Annotated in this window: 16 protein-coding genes; 7 read left to right on the forward strand and 9 right to left on the reverse strand. The window is 68.6% G+C overall.

The annotated features are described in order from the left end of the window. The first annotated feature begins 27 nt into the window (after positions 1–27). From ribH to ybgC, 6 genes are all read left to right on the forward strand, one after another. Positions 28–492 (forward strand): 6,7-dimethyl-8-ribityllumazine synthase, encoded by a 465-nt coding sequence (gene ribH / locus AC1KAT_RS04220; protein WP_480323098.1) that lies wholly within the window; start codon positions 28–30, stop codon positions 490–492. Beyond that, a complete protein-coding gene (gene nusB / locus AC1KAT_RS04225) occupies positions 489–1,031 on the forward strand; it encodes a transcription antitermination factor NusB (protein ID WP_480323100.1) in 543 nt (180 codons plus the stop codon). Before ribH ends, nusB begins: the two co-directional genes overlap by 4 nt. Before the next feature lies 1 nt (position 1,032). After that, a complete protein-coding gene (locus tag AC1KAT_RS04230; protein WP_480323102.1) occupies positions 1,033–2,223 on the forward strand; it encodes a pyridoxal phosphate-dependent aminotransferase in 1,191 nt (396 codons plus the stop codon). A gap of 143 nt (positions 2,224–2,366) precedes the next feature. Next, positions 2,367–4,157, forward strand: a complete 1,791-nt coding sequence (locus AC1KAT_RS04235) for a serine/threonine-protein kinase (protein WP_480323104.1) — start codon at positions 2,367–2,369, stop codon at positions 4,155–4,157. Next, positions 4,154–4,555, forward strand: coding sequence for a TssQ family T6SS-associated lipoprotein (locus AC1KAT_RS04240; RefSeq protein WP_480323106.1), 402 nt, complete (start codon positions 4,154–4,156; stop codon positions 4,553–4,555). Before AC1KAT_RS04235 ends, AC1KAT_RS04240 begins: the two co-directional genes overlap by 4 nt. Further along, positions 4,552–4,971 (forward strand): tol-pal system-associated acyl-CoA thioesterase, encoded by a 420-nt coding sequence (ybgC, locus tag AC1KAT_RS04245; RefSeq protein WP_480323108.1) that lies wholly within the window; start codon positions 4,552–4,554, stop codon positions 4,969–4,971. Before AC1KAT_RS04240 ends, ybgC begins: the two co-directional genes overlap by 4 nt. A gap of 16 nt (positions 4,972–4,987) precedes the next feature. Here ybgC and clsB read toward each other — a convergent pair whose 3' ends face one another. From clsB to nudB, 3 genes are all read right to left on the reverse strand, one after another. Next, complete coding sequence (gene clsB, locus AC1KAT_RS04250; protein WP_480323110.1) at positions 4,988–6,298, reverse strand: cardiolipin synthase ClsB; 1,311 nt, start codon at positions 6,296–6,298, stop codon at positions 4,988–4,990. A gap of 19 nt (positions 6,299–6,317) precedes the next feature. Further along, positions 6,318–7,097, reverse strand: coding sequence for an endonuclease/exonuclease/phosphatase family protein (locus tag AC1KAT_RS04255; RefSeq protein WP_480323112.1), 780 nt, complete (start codon positions 7,095–7,097; stop codon positions 6,318–6,320). A 157-nt stretch (positions 7,098–7,254) separates the two neighbouring features. Then, on the reverse strand, positions 7,255–7,758 hold the full coding sequence (nudB, locus tag AC1KAT_RS04260; RefSeq protein WP_480323114.1) for a dihydroneopterin triphosphate diphosphatase: 504 nt from the start codon (positions 7,756–7,758) through the stop codon (positions 7,255–7,257). Positions 7,759–8,005: 247 nt separating this feature from the next. Between nudB and AC1KAT_RS04265 the strand changes: the two genes are divergently transcribed. Beyond that, positions 8,006–9,148: an ABC transporter substrate-binding protein gene (locus AC1KAT_RS04265; RefSeq protein WP_480323116.1), complete on the forward strand. Its 1,143-nt coding sequence runs from the start codon at positions 8,006–8,008 to the stop codon at positions 9,146–9,148. Positions 9,149–9,190: 42 nt separating this feature from the next. Here the strand turns inward: AC1KAT_RS04265 and AC1KAT_RS04270 are convergent, their stop codons facing one another. The 6 genes from AC1KAT_RS04270 to AC1KAT_RS04295 all read right to left on the reverse strand — a co-directional run bounded on the left by AC1KAT_RS04270 (position 9,191) and on the right by AC1KAT_RS04295 (position 15,376). Further along, entirely contained in the window at positions 9,191–9,985 is a 795-nt protein-coding gene (locus AC1KAT_RS04270; RefSeq protein WP_480323118.1) for an SDR family NAD(P)-dependent oxidoreductase, read from the reverse strand. Positions 9,986–10,061: 76 nt separating this feature from the next. Next, positions 10,062–10,889, reverse strand: coding sequence for a DUF481 domain-containing protein (locus AC1KAT_RS04275; protein ID WP_480323120.1), 828 nt, complete (start codon positions 10,887–10,889; stop codon positions 10,062–10,064). A 16-nt stretch (positions 10,890–10,905) separates the two neighbouring features. Continuing rightward, the gene (gene aspS, locus AC1KAT_RS04280; RefSeq protein WP_480323122.1) at positions 10,906–12,696 is read right to left on the reverse strand and encodes an aspartate--tRNA ligase; all 1,791 of its coding nucleotides are present in this window, start codon (positions 12,694–12,696) and stop codon (positions 10,906–10,908) included. Between the two features lie 60 nt (positions 12,697–12,756). Continuing rightward, positions 12,757–13,422 (reverse strand): DUF502 domain-containing protein, encoded by a 666-nt coding sequence (locus tag AC1KAT_RS04285; protein WP_480323124.1) that lies wholly within the window; start codon positions 13,420–13,422, stop codon positions 12,757–12,759. Positions 13,423–13,441: 19 nt separating this feature from the next. Then, the gene (locus tag AC1KAT_RS04290) at positions 13,442–13,777 is read right to left on the reverse strand and encodes an FmdB family zinc ribbon protein (RefSeq protein ID WP_480323126.1); all 336 of its coding nucleotides are present in this window, start codon (positions 13,775–13,777) and stop codon (positions 13,442–13,444) included. A 132-nt stretch (positions 13,778–13,909) separates the two neighbouring features. Next, positions 13,910–15,376, reverse strand: a complete 1,467-nt coding sequence (locus AC1KAT_RS04295) for a high affinity choline transporter 1 (RefSeq protein WP_480323128.1) — start codon at positions 15,374–15,376, stop codon at positions 13,910–13,912. Positions 15,377–15,468 lie beyond the last annotated feature (92 nt).

The following is a 15,468-nucleotide window of genomic DNA, read 5'->3' on the forward strand; positions in this document are numbered from 1 at the left end:
CGTCTTTTCTCTTTTCAAGGATTTCCCATGCAAGCTGCTGACAAAGGCCAGGCCGCCGCACTGGACGGAACCGACCTTCGCATCGGCATCGTGCAGGCCCGTTTCAACGACAAGATCACCGGCGCCCTGGCGACCGCGTGCGTCGACGAGCTGCAAAAGGCCGGCGTGTCGGCCAAGCACATCAAGCACGTCACCGTGCCCGGCGCGCTCGAAGTGCCGGTCGTGCTGAACCACATGGCCGAGAGCGAGCGCTTCGACGCGCTGGTGGCGCTGGGTTGCATCATCCGCGGCGAGACCTACCACTTCGAGCTGGTCGCCAACGAAAGCGGCGCGGGCGTGACGCGCGTGTCGCTCGACCACCTGATCCCGATCGCCAACGCGATTCTCACGGTCGAGAACGAAGAACAAGCCTGGGCCCGCGTGGAAGAAAAAGGCCGCGACGCCGCCCGCGTGGCCATCGAGATGACCCGCCTGCTGGACGACCTGTCGTGACCGAAAACACCCCCAAGAACGACGCGCCGACGCCCGACACCGGCAAGCCCGCCCCGGCGAAGAAGCGCCCGGGCGGCAAGCCCCCGGGCGCGGGCAGCAAGGCTTCGCCGCGCCGCCGCTCGCGCGAGGTGGCCTTGCAAGGTCTCTACGAGTGGTTGATCTCGGGCGCCTCGGCGAGCGTGATCGACTCGCACATGCGCGAGCAAGACGGCTTCGACAAGTGCGACCCCGAGCACTTCAAGGCGCTGCTGTACGGCTGCATCGACGAAGCCGCCGGCATCGACGCGGTGCTCGCCCGCCATGTGGACCGCAAGACCAGCGAGCTTTCGCCCATCGAGCACGGCGTGCTGATGATCGGTGTGTACGAGCTGACGCACTGCATCTCGATCCCCTACCGCGTGGCGATCAACGAAGCGGTCGAACTGGCCAAGAGCTTCGGCGGCACCGACGGCCACAAGTACGTCAATGGCGTGCTCGACAAGGCGGCGGGCGACCTGCGGCCGGTCGAGGTGCAGGCCTACCGACAGAACCGCCGGTGAGATGAAGCTGGCCGGGCGGCTCGACCACATCGAGCCCTTCTACGTGATGGAGTGCGCCAAGGCGGCCTCCGAGATCGCGCGCAGCCCGGCCTGCGACCCCGCCCAGGGCGGCGAGCCGATGATCTTCCTGAACATCGGCGAGCCCGACTTCACCGCGCCGCCGCTGGTGCAGCAGGCCGCGCAACGCTGCCTCGAACGCGGCCTCACGCAGTACACCCCCGCGACCGGCCTGCCGGCGCTGCGCGAGAAGCTCTCGCGCTGGTACGGCGAACGCTTCGGGCTCGACATCGCGCCGCAGCGCATCGTCATCACCGCCGGCGCCTCGGCCGCCCTGCAGCTCGCCTGCCTTGCGCTGGTCGAGCGCGGCGACGAGGTGCTGATGCCCGACCCCAGCTACGCCTGCAACCGGCACTTCGTGGCCGCCGCCGACGGCACGCCGGTGCTGTTGCCGGCGAGCGCCGAGCAGCGGTTTCAGCTCGATGCGGCCGGCGTCGAGGCCGCGTGGACGCCCCGCACCCGCGGCGTGCTGCTGGCGTCGCCGTCCAACCCGACCGGCACCTCGATCGCCGCCGACGAGATGCGCCGCATCGTCGAGGCGGTGCGCGCCCGTGGCGGCTTCACGATGGTCGATGAGATCTACCTCGGCCTGAGCTTCGATGCGGCCTTCGGGCAGAGCGCCCTCGCCCATGGGCAAGACGTCATCTCGATCAACAGCTTCTCGAAGTACTTTTCGATGACCGGCTGGCGGCTGGGCTGGCTGGTGCTGCCCGAGGCGCTGGTCGCGCCGGTCGAAAAGCTGGCGCAGAACCTGTTCATCTGCGCCTCGACCGTCGCCCAGCACGCCGCGCTCGCCTGCTTCGAGCCCGAGTCGCTGGCCGCCTACGAAAGCCGGCGCGACGAGTTCCGGCGCCGGCGCGACTTTCTGGTGCCGGCGCTCAACGGCCTGGGCCTGAACGTGCCGGTGATGCCCGACGGCGCCTTCTACGCCTGGGCCGACTGCTCGGCCCACGCCACGAGCAGCTGGGACTTCGCCTTCGAGCTGATGCAGCGCGCGCACGTCGCCGTCACCCCCGGGCGCGACTTCGGCCGCCATGCCGGCGAGCGCTTCCTGCGTTTCTCGTACGCCAGTTCGATGGAAACATTGAAGGAAGCGGTGACTCGCTTGCAGCGTGAGGTGTCGCCTCGGGGTTGAAGAACCCGGGGGATTCGTGACAGGGTGTTACGAATGCCCGACTTATGCCCTGATGCCAGTGCTTTTTGGTGCAAACGGTGGGTGAGGGTGCACTAAGCTAGCCGCGTGGTGGACCCTCATCCATGAAACCAGCCGTTTCCTCCATGTCCGCGCCGAACTCCCATCCGCCTTCGCCCGACACCCCGGGAAGCAGCGGGTCGCCCGACTCGGCCCCCTGGGACGAAACCGTGCTCGGCCCCGAACTGCCCAACGGGGGCGCCGCAGCCGCGCCTGACCCGGCCCAGGTGCCGACCGAACCGATGCCCCTGGCGGGCCAAGGCCCCGAGAAGATGACCACCATCGGCCACATCGGCCGCTACGCGCTCAAGTACAAGATCGGTGAAGGCGGCCTCGGCACGGTGTACGCCGCGCACGACCCGCTGCTGTCGCGCCTGATCGCCATCAAGACGCTGAACGTCGAGATGGCCGCCGAAGAGCGCGACGCGTTCAATGCGATGTTCTTGAACGAGGCCCGGGCCGCCGGCGGCCTGAGCCACCCGCACATCGTCACGGTGTTCGACGCCGGCCTGGCCGACCAGGGCGCCTACATCGCGATGGAGCTGCTCAAGGGCCGCGACCTGCGCCAACTGCGCCTCGAAGGCTGGCGGCCCTCGCCCACGCAGGCCGCGACCATCGTGCGCCGCGTGGCCGACGCGCTGGCCTATGCGCATTCGAAGGGCGTGGTCCACCGCGACATCAAGCCCGCAAACATCTTCATGGTCGGACGCACGCAGCCGCGCGTGCTTGACTTCGGCATCGCCCGCGTCGCTCACCGCCACGACGCCGAAGGCGGCGAGGGCGAAGTGATCGGCGGCTCGCCCTATTACATGTCGCCCGAGCAGGTGACCCACCAGCCGGTGGACCGCCGCTGCGACGTGTTCTCGCTCGGCGTGGTGCTCTACGAGCTGCTGACCGAGACGCGACCCTTCACCGGCGCCAACCTCACCGAGATCACGCAGGCGGTCGTCTCGCACCGGCCGCCACCGCCGCACGAGGTGAACCCGGCCGTGCCGCGCTTGCTGTCCGACATCACGATGCGGGCGATCGAGAAGAACCCGGACGACCGCTACCGTTCGGCGCGCGCCCTCGGCCGGGAATTGCGCCACTGGCTCGAAGAACACCCGCAAGACGCCGGCACGGGCGACGACGCCTCGGCCGCCGCCCCGGCCTCGCGCAAGAAACTCTTCTTCGTGGCCGGCACGGCGGCCTTGCTGCTGCTGTCCGCCGGCTTGTGGTGGGGCTTCAGCCCCGCCCCGAAAACCGACACGGTGGCCGCCGTCGCACCGGCGGCCAGTGTGGCGGCGCCACAGCCCGTGGCGCCTGCATCGGCCGCCCTGGTGGCCGATGCCGCCTCCGCGGTCGCCTCGGCGCCCGAGGCGGCGAGCGCGGCTGGGGTCCCCGCAATGGTGGCCGCAGCCGACCCGAACCTCGTTGCCTCGCCACCGGTCGCCACTGTCACGCTGCCCGACACGGCGCGCGCCGATCCGCCAGCAACCGCGCCGGCGCGTACGCCCGAGCCGGCCGCCGTCACCGACGCGCCGCCGAAGGTCGCCAAAGAGCCGGTGAAAGACATGCCGAAGAAAGACGCACCCACCGCCGCGCCGAAAGAAACCGCCAAAGAGCGCCGCGCCCGCGAGGCTCGCGAACGGGCGGCCGCCCGCGCGGCGGCCCCCACGGCCGTGGCCGCTGGCACGTTGCGTCTGGCGGTCAGCCCCTGGGGCAACGTCGAGATCAATGGGCGCGCCATCGGCACCACGCCGCCGCTGACGGAAGTGACGCTCAACGAAGGCCGGCACACCGTCACCATCCGCAACGCCGACTTCCCCCCTTTCACCACGACGATCAACGTCACGGCCAGCCAGCCGGTCAGCATCAAGCACCGCTTCGGATCATGAGACTCACCTCTGCTTTGCTCGCTTCCACCTCTTTGCTGTTGGCGGCCGGTTGTGCGCAGATGCAGCCGGCGCCCGTCGCCGACCACATCGGTCTCTTGGACGTGATGGCACGCCCTGCCGAACGCGCCTTGCTCAACGGCATGCGCGCCTACGAAGAAGGCCAGTACGCCGACGCCGAGAAGCAGCTCAAGCAATCGCTGCAGGGCCTGCAGTCGCCGAAAGACAAGGCCGCCGCATACAAGCACCTGGCCTTCGTGTACTGCACAAGCAACCGCGTGAAAGACTGCGAAGAAGCTTTCCGCGCGGCGCGCCAGGCCGATGCCTCGTTCGCCCTGAGCCGCTCGGAAGCCGGTCACCCCGTCTGGGGGCCGGTCTACAAGCGCGTGCAGCCGCAGTGAGCCCGGCCGCACCGGAGCCGGTCGTCCGCCACACCCACGCGCTGCGCATCTACTGGGAAGACACCGACGCGGGCGGCGTCGTCTTCTACGCCAACTACTTGAAGTTCTTCGAGCGCGCGCGCACCGAGTGGCTGCGCGCCTGCGGCTTCGAGCAAGAGCGCCTGCGTGCCAGCGAAGGCGTGATCTTCGTCGTGGCCGACACGCAAGTGCGCTACCTCAAGCCGGCGCGTCTCGACAACCTGCTTCACATCACCGTGGCCTTGCGCCACACCGGCCAGGCCAGCATGCGGCTCACGCAGGCGGCGTGGCGCGGCGACGAGAAGCTGGCCGAAGGCGACATCCGCATCGGCTGCGTGGACGCAGCGACCTTCACGCCGAGGGCCATTCCGGCCAGCCTGCGCAGCGCCGTGCTCTGAGCGAGCGTGGGGCGCGTCAGTAGCGGCCGGTCGCGCCGGCGATGCGCAGGTACACGTGTGCGCACCAGGCCACGAAGCCGCGGCGCAGCAGGCCCTTGACCTTGCGCCGCGTGGCCTCGGCCGGGTCGATCTCGCGTGACTGGGCCACGGCTTCGTCGAACTCGCGCGCCAGCCCATGCGCCACGCCTTCGTCACGCACGATGACGTTGGCCTCCAGGTTGAGCAGCAGCGACAGCGGGTCGATGTTCGAGCTGCCCACCGTGGCCCATTCGCGGTCGATGACGCCGATCTTGGCGTGCAGGAAGGCTGGCGTGTACTCGTAGATGCGCACGCCCTGGGTCAGCAACTCGTCGTAGAGCGCGCGCGCGGCGAGCCCCGCGATGCGGTAGTCGAGCTTGCCCTGCAGCAGCAGGCGCACGCGCACGCCGCGCAGCGCGGCGCCACGCAGCACGCGCCGGAAGGCCCGGCCCGGGTAGAAATAGGGCGACACCAAGTCAACGCGCTCACGCGCGTTGCGGATGGCGTCGATGTAGCTGCGCTCGATGGCGCGGCGCTGGCGCAGGTTGTCGCGCATCACGAAGGCGGCGCGCACCGGCGGCAGGGCCAGCACCGAGGCGCGCGTTTCGGCGTGCGGCATGCGCAGGCGTTGCAGCATGCGCTTGGCGTGGGCCAGCGGTTCGGCGCCGCGCGCGATCTGGCCGATCTCGGCACGCAGGCCGCTGCGCATGCGCGCACGCGTCCACAGCGCCTGCGTGGCCTGCTCGACGGGCTCGACGATCGGCCCGTGCAGTTGCATCGCGTAGTCGAGCCGGGGCTCGGGGCTCCAGCCATGCACGAGGTCGAAGCGGTCGTCGAGCAGGTTGATGCCGCCGACGAAGGCCACGTCGCCATCGACGACACACATCTTCTGGTGCAGGCGGCGCATCTGCCCAGGCTGGAACCACGCCCACCACTTGTCCATCGGCCGGAAGACGGCGAGCAACACGCCGGCCGCCTCGAAGGTCTTGCGCAGCGCCGGCAGATCGGTGCGGCAGCCGAAGCCGTCGAGCACCAGCTTGACCTGCACGCCGCGCTGCGCGGCGGCGACGAGCGCCTGCGTCACCTGCCGCACGCTGCCTTCGTCGTGGTAGATGTAGGTGGCGAGCCAGACCTCGTGGCGCGCCCGCGCAATCGCCGCGACCAGCGCCGGAAAGAGCGCATCGCCACCACGCAGCAGGCGCACCTCGTTGCCGCCGCTGAACACGGCGCGCGGCGCCTTGCGGGTGCCAGGCTCGGTGGGTGGCAGGTCGAGGCCCGCGCTGCGGGTGCTGTCGGACGGCGGCTGCACTTGGCTTGCTCGGCGCCTCTCAGGCAAGTTCGAGGTCGGCCACCAGCGGCAGGTGGTCGGACATGCGCGCCCACACGTTGCCGCGCGGCGCGCTCATCGCCGTGCAGCGAAAGCCACGCGTGTAGATGCGATCGAGCGAAAAGATCGGAAAACGCGATGGAAAGGTCCGCAGCGCCGGACCGCCTTCGCTCTGGGCGCGCTGCAAGCCCATCTCGCGCATCGGCGCGTCGAGCTTCTCGCCCCAGTCGTTGAAGTCGCCCGCCACCAGCAACCGCTCGCCCGCCGGCACGTGCACCTCGATGTAGCGCGCCAGCCGCTCGACCTGCCGCACGCGGCTCGCGTGCATCAGCCCCAGGTGCGCCACGATGGCGTGCACGGTGGTGGTGTCGTTCCAGAGCACGCGGGCGTGCAGCAGGCCGCGCTGCTCGAAGCGGTGGTCCGACACGTCGTGGTGGCCGATCTCGTCGTGCACCTGCCAGCGCGACAGGAGCGCATTGCCGTGTTCGCCGAACTTGGTGACCGCGTTGGTGCGATAGATGGCGTGGTAGCCCTTGGGCGCCAGGTAGTCGGCCTGCGGCATGCGCGGCCAGCCCAGCAGCGTGTCGGGAAAGTCGCGCGCCTGCTCGTGGTGGAAGGCATGCACCTCTTGCAGAAACACCAGGTCGGCGTCGAGCGCTTCGATGCCGAGCGCGAGGTTGTGGATTTCCAGCCGCTTGCGCGGGCCGACACCGCGCACGCCCTTGTGGATGTTGTAGGTGGCGACCTTGAGCACGTGGCTCGGGTGCATGGTCGTGGTCATGGCTGACCCTCGGCCGGCTGGGGAGCGGCCCGGCGCTCGGCCGACCATGACTGCCCCTCGCCCGACGGGTGCGTCGGCCGATCCCCCGAGGGGATGTGGGCCGGCTTGGGGGCGGCCCGGCGCTCGGCCCACGCGGCGCATCGACGCACACACTCGCTCATGTCAGAAACCTCGGCAGTTGCAGGATGGCCTCGGCGTTCGAGGGCGAAAAGCAGCGGTCGGCCGCCTCGCGCCAGGGCAGCCAGGCGTAGCGCGTGTGCTCGCGCGGCGCCAGCGTGACCGGCGTGTCGCGCGGCACGCGCAGGCCGAAGACGTGCTCGGTGTTGTGCGTGACGCCCGGCCCGTAACGATGGCGCCAGATCGGATAGATCTCGTAGACATTGCGCAAGTCCCAGTCGCGCAGCTGCGCCAGAGGCACCTCGGGCGAGCCGATCACGATGCCGGTTTCTTCGCCCACCTCGCGCACGGCGGTGTCTTGCAGCGGTTCGTCGAGCGCGTCTTTCGAGCCGGTCACGCTCTGCCAGAAGCCCGGGTGGTCGGCCCGCTCGATGAGCAGCACGCGCTGGTCCGGGTCGTGGATGACGACCAGCACCGACTCGGGAATCTTGATGCGCGGCGCGGGGGCCTGCGCGTTGGCTTGGGGGCCGGTCGGGGTGGTCATCGACGTGGGTGGGGGTCGGACAGCAGGGGCGCAGCCAGTCGCCGCGAAGCCCGCGGCCGGCGGATTCTACGGAGCCGGCCAGGGGCCACGCGCGACGCCTGCCAGTGGCCTCGCAACCCGTCAGCGACTCGTAAGCAAATGTGTGAGACCTGTGAACTGTGCCCGCACATTGCGTGGGCCCAAGCCTTCCTGAAAGGGGCCGGATTTTCGACAATCTAGGGTTTTCACCAATCCAGCCGAGACCTGCATGTTCCGAGCCCCTGCCCTGACCCGACGCCATGCCCTTCGTGCCGTCGCCGCCGCCAGCACCGGAGCCCTCGGCTGGCCCGCCTTCGCGCAGGCCGACCGCGAGATTCGCATCGGCCAGTCGACCCACCTGAGCGGGCCGCTCGCGCCCACCGTGGTGGTCACGCTCAAGGGGCAAGACCTCGCCTTCGACGAAGTCAACCGCGCGGGGGGCATCAACGGCAAACCGGTCAAGCTGATCAAGCTCGACGACGCCTACGACCCGCAGCGCTGCGCCGCCAACGCGCGTCAGCTGATCGAAAAAGAACGTGTCGCGGCCTTGTTCGGGTTGGCCAACAGCACCGGCATCGCCACCATGCTGCCGATGCTGACCGAGAAGAAAGTGCCGCTGATCGGCGCGTACACCGGCGTGCCCTTCCTGCGCGCCAAGCACCACCCGTACTTCTTCACCACCACCGCCAGCTTCGAAGACGAGGTGACGCAGATGGTGCGCAACCTGGTCAGCGTGCAGCAGTCACAGATCGGCGTCGTGCTGCAAGACAACCCCTTCGGCAAGATGATGCAGCCGGTGGTCGAGAAGGTGGTCGCGCAGCAAGGCGCCACGCTCGTGCACCAGCAGTCGCTCGCGGTGGACGGCAGCAACGCCGAAGACGCCGCCCGCGCGCTCGCCGCCAAGCAGCCGAAGGCAGTGGTCATGGTCGCTTTCGGCCCGTCCACCGTCGCCTTCGTGCGCGCGGCCAAGCGACTGCTCGGTGTGCCCGTGTACGCGCTGTCGGTGACCAACATCGCTGCGCTGATCAAGGCGATGGGAGACGACGCACGCGGCCTGGCCATCACGCAGAGCGTGCCCTACCCTTGGCGTGAGACGACGCGCATCACCCGCGACTTCAACAACGCTGCGCGCGCGGCCGGCCTGAAGGCCGACTACGAGCTGATGATGGGCTACCTGAACGCACGCATCCTGATCGAAGGCCTCAAGCGCGCCGGCCGCAACGTGACGCCCGAGACGCTGACCAAGGCGATGCAGGGCATGAACAAGCTCGACATCGGCGGCTACGAACTCGACTACGGCCCCAACCAGCACCACGGCTCACGCTTCGTCGAGATCACCATCGTGGGGCCGGAAGGGAAGTTCCTGCGTTGATCGGAGCGTTTGCGCGGGCGTGATCGAAGCGCCCGCCGCCGCTCAGGCCAGCGTGTCCACGATGCCACCCTCGACGCGCAGCGCCGCCCCGGTGGTCGCCGAGGCCTGCGGCGAGCAGGCGTAGACCACCATGTTCGCCACCTCGTCGGGCGTGGCCATGCGCTGGATGATCGAGGTCGGCCGCTTGGTCTTGACGAAACCGGCGGCGATCTCTTCCAGCGGCCTGCCGGTCTTCTGCACGGCCGACTCGAAGAGGGTCTTCACGCCGTCCGACAGCGTCGGCCCGGGCAACACAGCGTTCACCGTCACGCCGGTGCCGGCCAGCCGCTTGGCCAGTCCGCGCGACACCGACAGGTTGGCCGACTTGGTGAAGCCGTAGTGAACCATGTCCGGCGGGATGTTCACGCCCGACTCGGACGAGATGAACACGATGCGGCCCCAGCCCTGCGCAACCATGGCCTGCGCATAGCCCCGCGCGAGCCGCACGCCCGACATCACGTTGACCTCGAAGAAGCGCGTCCACTCGTCGTCGTCGATGTCGAAGAAATCGCGCGCACCATAGATGCCGAGGTTGTTGACGAGCACGTCCACCCGCGGTTCGCGTTTCAGCATCTCGTCGCAGCCGGCCGCGTCGCCCAGATCGAGCGCGACGCCGCGTGCCACGGCGCCCGGCACCGCTGTAGCGATGGCCGCGAGCGCATGGTCCACCGCCGCCTGCGTGCGCCCGTTGACGATCACCGTGGCGCCGCACTGCGCGAGCCCCTGGGCGATGGCGAAGCCGATGCCGGCGGTGGAGCCGGTGACGAGGGCGGTCTTGCCGGTGAGGTCGATCTTCATCGCGGGCTCCTGGAACGAGCCGGCATTGTCTCGCCGTCGGTGGGGGCCGATGCGCCGGGGCCCGTCGCGCGCGCCCTCACAGGTCGTAGAACAGGCTCAGGTCGAGGTTGACCTCGGAGCCGCCCGCTTGCGCATCGAAGGGGAAGGCACGGCCGTAGCCGAGCGTGGTCTTCAAGCCGAAGCGGTGCGTGAGGTGGTTGCGCACCGAGAGGTCGAGGGTGCGGTAACGCTCGCTGCTGCCGCGTTCGCTGACGGCGTCGATGTCCACGTGCACGCCGGGGCGCAGCTCGGTGTGCCACCGCAGGGCCAGCGTGGTCAGCGACTCGTGGATGCGGGCCGCGTCCATCGTCTTCGCCACGCGATAGCCGATGCCGGCTTCGAGCAACAACTGCGCGCCCGAGGGGAAGTGGGTCGCCCGGCCGACGCCGGCGCGCAGCGCCTGCGAGTCGCGGTAGTAGCCGAAGGCGTTGTGGCGCGTGCGTGGCGACAGGTAGCTGAAGTAGCGGTCGGCCTCGTCGTAGAAGCGCACCTTCACGTGGGCGTCGTAGCGGTCTTTGTCCAACTCGACCGGCGAGTCGGCATTTCGCACATAGCCACGCCGAAACTCGGCCTTGCCCGACCACTCGCGGTGCGGCTGGCGCTTCGAGAACTCGCCCTCGAACCAGACCTCTTCGCTGGCGTAGGCCTCGCGGCTGTATGAGAAGCCGGCGCTGAGGCCACCGGTGAGCGGCCGGGGCGCAGGGGGCGAGGCCTCAGAGACCTCGGTCACCGGCGGCAGCACCGCGGCGGGGGCCGTGGCCAGCATCACGCGCGGGGGCTGCGCCGCGGCGCCGACCCCGGCGAGCAGGGCCAAGCCGCTGGCCAAGGCCCGCCACAGGCCGTGGCCGGGCCTCCCTCGCCTCATGGCGCCGCGCGCAGCCTCAGCTGACGGCCTGCGGGTTGCGCAGGCGGATGTGCAGCTCGCGCAGCTGCTTCTCATCGACCGGGCTCGGCGCGTGCGTCAGCAGGCATTGCGCGCGCTGGGTCTTCGGGAAGGCGATCACGTCGCGGATCGACTCGGCCTTGGTCATCAGCGTGACCAGGCGGTCGAGGCCGAAGGCCAGGCCACCGTGCGGCGGCGCGCCGTACTGCAGCGCATCGAGCAGGAAGCCGAACTTGAGCTGGGCTTCTTCGGGTCCGATCTTGAGCGCGCTGAAGACCTTGCTCTGCACCTCGGCGCGGTGGATACGCACCGAGCCACCGCCGAGTTCCCAGCCGTTGAGCACCATGTCGTAGGCCTTGGCGATGCACTGGCTCGGGTCGGTGTCCATCAGGTCTTCGTGGCCGTCCTTCGGCGCCGTGAAGGGGTGGTGCACCGCGACCCAGCGGTCGCCTTCCTCGTCGTGCTCGAACATCGGGAAATCGACCACCCACAGCGGCGCCCACTTGTCTTCGAACAGGCCGTTCTTCTTGCCGAACTCGCTGTGGCCGATCTTCACGCGCAGCGCGCCCAGGCCGTCGTTGACGACCTTCGACTTGTCGGCCCCGAAGAAGATCAGGTCGCCGTTCTGCGCGCCGGTGCGCGTCAGGATTTCGGCGATGGCCGCGTCGTGGATGTTCTTCACGATCGGGCTCTGCAGGCCTTCGCGGCCCTTGCTCGCGTCGTTGACCTTGATCCAGGCCAGGCCCTTGGCGCCGTAGATCTTGACGAACTCGGTGTAGGCGTCGATCTCGCCGCGGCTCATCTCGCCGCCGCCCGGCACACGCAGGGCGGCCACGCGGCCGCCCTTGGTGGTGGCGGGGGTCGAGAAAACCTTGAAGTCCACGTCACGCATCACGTCGGTCAGCTCGGTGAACTCGAGCTTCACGCGCAGGTCGGGCTTGTCGCTACCGAAGCGGTGCATGGCCTCGGCGTACTTCATCACCGGGTACTCGGGCAGCTCGACGTTCATCGTCGTGCGGAAGACGTTGCGGATCATCCCTTCGAACATCGCGCGGATTTCCTCCTCGGTGAGGAAGCTCGTCTCGATGTCGATCTGGGTGAACTCGGGCTGGCGGTCGGCGCGCAGGTCTTCGTCGCGGAAGCACTTGGTGATCTGGTAGTAGCGGTCGAAGCCGGCCACCATCAGCAACTGCTTGAAAAGCTGCGGCGACTGCGGCAGCGCGAAGAACATGCCTTCGTTGACGCGGCTGGGCACGAGGTAGTCGCGCGCGCCTTCGGGCGTGCTCTTGGTGAGCATCGGCGTCTCGACGTCGATGAAGCCGTTGGCGTCGAGGAACTTGCGCACCTCCATCGCCACACGGTAGCGCAGCATGAGGTTCTTCTGCATCGCGGGCCGGCGCAGGTCGAGCACGCGGTGCGTGAGGCGCGTGGTCTCGGAGAGGTTGTCGTCGTCGAGCTGGAACGGCGGCGTGACGCTTGCGTTCAACACTTCGAGTTCGTGGCAGAGGATTTCAATCTTGCCGCTGGTGAGGTTGGCGTTCTCGGTACCAGCCGGGCGCGCACGCACCTTGCCGACGATCTTCAGGCAGAACTCGTTGCGCACGCCTTCGGCCGTCTTGAACATCTCGGCGCGGTCGGGGTCGCACACCACCTGCACCAGGCCTTCGCGGTCGCGCAGGTCGATGAAGATCACGCCGCCGTGGTCGCGGCGACGGTGCGCCCAACCCATCAAGGTGACGGTTTGGTCCATCAGCTTTTCGCTGACGAGTCCGCAATAGCTTGTTCTCATTGGAGTCTCCGAAGAATCTGGCAGCAAAGCCCGAAGCCGCGCGCCCGGCGGCCCGAGGCTTCAGCCCATGTGGTTGGCAGGCAGCGCGGTGGCGGCCGCCGGCACCGGCGGGGCCACGACGCCCATCGAGATGACGTACTTGAGCGCTTCATCGACGCTCATCTTGAGCACGATGACGTCGGCGCGCGGCACCATCAAAAAGAAGCCCGACGTGGGGTTGGGGGTGGTCGGCACGTACACGCTGAGGTAGTCGCCACTCAGGTGAATGGCCGCCTCGCCGCCCGGTTTGCCGGTGACGAAGGCGATGGTCCATGCGCCCTTGCGGGGGTACTCGACCAGCACGGCTTCGCGGAAGGCGTTGCCGCTGCTCGAAAACAAGGTGTCGGACACCTGCTTCACCGAGCTGTAGATCGACTTGACGATCGGGATGTTGTTGAGCAGCACGTGGCCCTTGCGGAAGGCCCACTGCCCGATCACGTTGGTGGCGAAGATGCCGGTGAGCAAGAGCCCCGCGAAGATCACGACGACGCCCCGGCCGCGGATGGACTTGAGGCCCCCCAGCGAATCGGCCGCCTCTTGCGACCAGACCGAGCTGACCAGCGACTGCACGACGCCGAGCACGCTGTCGAAGACGCCGTCCATCAGGCCCAGCACCGAGGTGAGGATCCAGATGGTGATGGCCAGCGGCAGCCAGACCAGCAGGCCGGCAAGGAGGTATTTCTTCACGGAGCGGGTCGGCAAGGGGTCAGGCGCTGGGCGTGCTGCCCGACGCCGGGGCCGCGGCCGGTGCCGGGCTGGCAGCTGCAGGGGCCGGGGCGGGTGATGCCGCTGGTGCGGCAGCCCCCTCGGCCGGAGCCGCCGAAGCGCCATCGGCGGGCGCGGGGGCGGACGTTCCGCTGCCACCGCGGAAGTCGGTGACGTACCAGCCCGAGCCCTTCAGTTGGAAGCCGGCGGCGGTGACCTGCTTCTTGAATGCACTGGCGCCGCAGGCGGGGCACTCGGTCAGCACGGGGTCGGAGATCTTCTGCAGCACATCCTTGGCATGGCCGCAGGCGTCGCAGCGATAGGCGTAGATCGGCATGGCTAAACCCTTGATTCAGAATGAAAAACGCCGTGCGGATGGCAAAGCCCGCGATTGTACGGGGCGCGGGCCACCGCCCGCCGCCGGCTGTGCGACGAAATGGGGGCGGCGCGGCGAAATTTCAAACGCGCATCAAGCGTCGGGCAGACCCGCCAAGTGCCGGTGCGAATCGTGGCGCTGCCTGAGCACCTGCGGGGCCAGCGAGCCGACGAGCATGCCGGCCAGGGCCGCCAACAACCCGGCCAGTTGGCCCGGGAAGACCTCACCCAGCGTCGTGACCTGCGGGAAGAAGAGGATCCACACCCCGACACCCAAGCCGAGCGACATGATCGCGCCCTGCGTGGTGGCGCGCTTCCAGTACAGGCCGAACACCAGCGGCACGAAGGCGCCTACCAGCGTCACCTGGTAGGCCGCCGACACCAGGTCGTAGATCGAGGTGCCTTGCATGGCGATGGCATACGCCAGCACCAGGCCCGAGAAGATGACGATGGTGACGCGCATGGCGAGCAGCTGCTCTTTGTCGCTCATGCGCGGGCGCAGGTTCTTCAGGATGTTCTCGACAAAGCTCGTGCTGGGCGCCAGCAAGGTCGCCGACGAGGTGCTCTTGATGGCCGACAGCAGCGCACCGAAGAAGATGATCTGCATGATCAGCGGCATCTTCGTCAGCACGAAGGTGGGCAAGAGGCGCTGGTAGTCGTTCTTGGCCAGTTCGAGCGCGGCGTCGCCCATCACGACCACGGCGCTGGCGACGATGAACATCGGCACGAAGGCGAAGAGGATGTAGCCGACGCCGCCGATCACGGCACCGCGTTGCGCGGTCTGGGCGTCCTTGGCCGACATCACGCGCTGGAAGACGTCTTGCTGCGGGATGCTGCCCAGCATCATCGTGAGCCCGGCGCCGATGAACATCGCGATCTCGGTGAAAGTCGGCGGCGGCAGGAACTGCCAGAGGTTGTTCTGGCTGGCCAGGTCGAGCACCTTGTCGGAGCCGCCGGCCAGGTCGCTGGCGAACACGGCAATGATCGAGAGCCCGACCACGAGCACGATCATCTGGATGAAGTCCGTCCAGGCCACGGCCAGAAAGCCGCCGATCACGACATAGATCAGCACGGCCAGGGTACCGACGACCATGCCGACTTCCACACTCATCCAGTCGTTGGTGAGCACGTTGAACACGAGCCCGAGCGCCGTGATCTGCGCCGCCACCCAACCGAGGTAGCTGAGGATGATGGCCACCGAGCAGAACACCTCGACGCCCTTGCCGTAGCGCTGGCGATAGAAGTCGCCGATGGTCAGGAGGTTCTGCCGGTAGAGCTTGGCCGCGAAGAACACGCCCACGAGGATCAGGCAGGTGCCGGCGCCGAACGGGTCCTCGACGATGGCCCCCAGGCCGCCCTGCACGAACTTGGCCGGAATGCCCATCACCGTTTCGGCGCCGAACCAGGTGGCGAAGGTTGTCGTCACGACCATGACCAGCGGCAGGCTGCGGCCGGCGATGGCGAAGTCCGTCGTGTTCTTGATGCGCGTGCCGGCCCAGACGCCGAGGGCCAGGGTGCCCAGCAGGTACAGCACGACGAAGGCAAACAGGGTGGTGTTCATTCGGCCTGGAGGTCGGATCGAGGGGTTGCGGACGCGGCGCGACCACGGGCAACCGTGCGCGCCAAAAGGCGCAGCATTATCTGTTCCAGCAT

Source organism: Piscinibacter sp. PDB5-1 (genome assembly GCF_056676035.1).

Excerpts from the sequence above, each read along its gene's own strand:
- ribH (WP_480323098.1), top strand. The coding sequence starts at position 28 with ATGCAAGCTGCTGACAAAGGCCAGGCCGCCGCACTGGACGGAACCGAC.
- AC1KAT_RS04230 (WP_480323102.1), top strand. The coding sequence starts at position 1,033 with ATGAAGCTGGCCGGGCGGCTCGACCACATCGAGCCCTTCTACGTGATG.
- AC1KAT_RS04235 (WP_480323104.1), top strand. The coding sequence starts at position 2,367 with ATGTCCGCGCCGAACTCCCATCCGCCTTCGCCCGACACCCCGGGAAGC.
- AC1KAT_RS04240 (WP_480323106.1), top strand. The coding sequence starts at position 4,154 with ATGAGACTCACCTCTGCTTTGCTCGCTTCCACCTCTTTGCTGTTGGCG.
- AC1KAT_RS04255 (WP_480323112.1), bottom strand. The coding sequence starts at position 7,097 with ATGACCACGACCATGCACCCGAGCCACGTGCTCAAGGTCGCCACCTAC.
- nudB (WP_480323114.1), bottom strand. The coding sequence starts at position 7,758 with ATGACCACCCCGACCGGCCCCCAAGCCAACGCGCAGGCCCCCGCGCCG.
- AC1KAT_RS04265 (WP_480323116.1), top strand. The coding sequence starts at position 8,006 with ATGTTCCGAGCCCCTGCCCTGACCCGACGCCATGCCCTTCGTGCCGTC.
- AC1KAT_RS04270 (WP_480323118.1), bottom strand. The coding sequence starts at position 9,985 with ATGAAGATCGACCTCACCGGCAAGACCGCCCTCGTCACCGGCTCCACC.
- AC1KAT_RS04275 (WP_480323120.1), bottom strand. The coding sequence starts at position 10,889 with ATGAGGCGAGGGAGGCCCGGCCACGGCCTGTGGCGGGCCTTGGCCAGC.
- aspS (WP_480323122.1), bottom strand. The coding sequence starts at position 12,696 with ATGAGAACAAGCTATTGCGGACTCGTCAGCGAAAAGCTGATGGACCAA.
- AC1KAT_RS04290 (WP_480323126.1), bottom strand. The coding sequence starts at position 13,777 with ATGCCGATCTACGCCTATCGCTGCGACGCCTGCGGCCATGCCAAGGAT.
- AC1KAT_RS04295 (WP_480323128.1), bottom strand. The coding sequence starts at position 15,376 with ATGAACACCACCCTGTTTGCCTTCGTCGTGCTGTACCTGCTGGGCACC.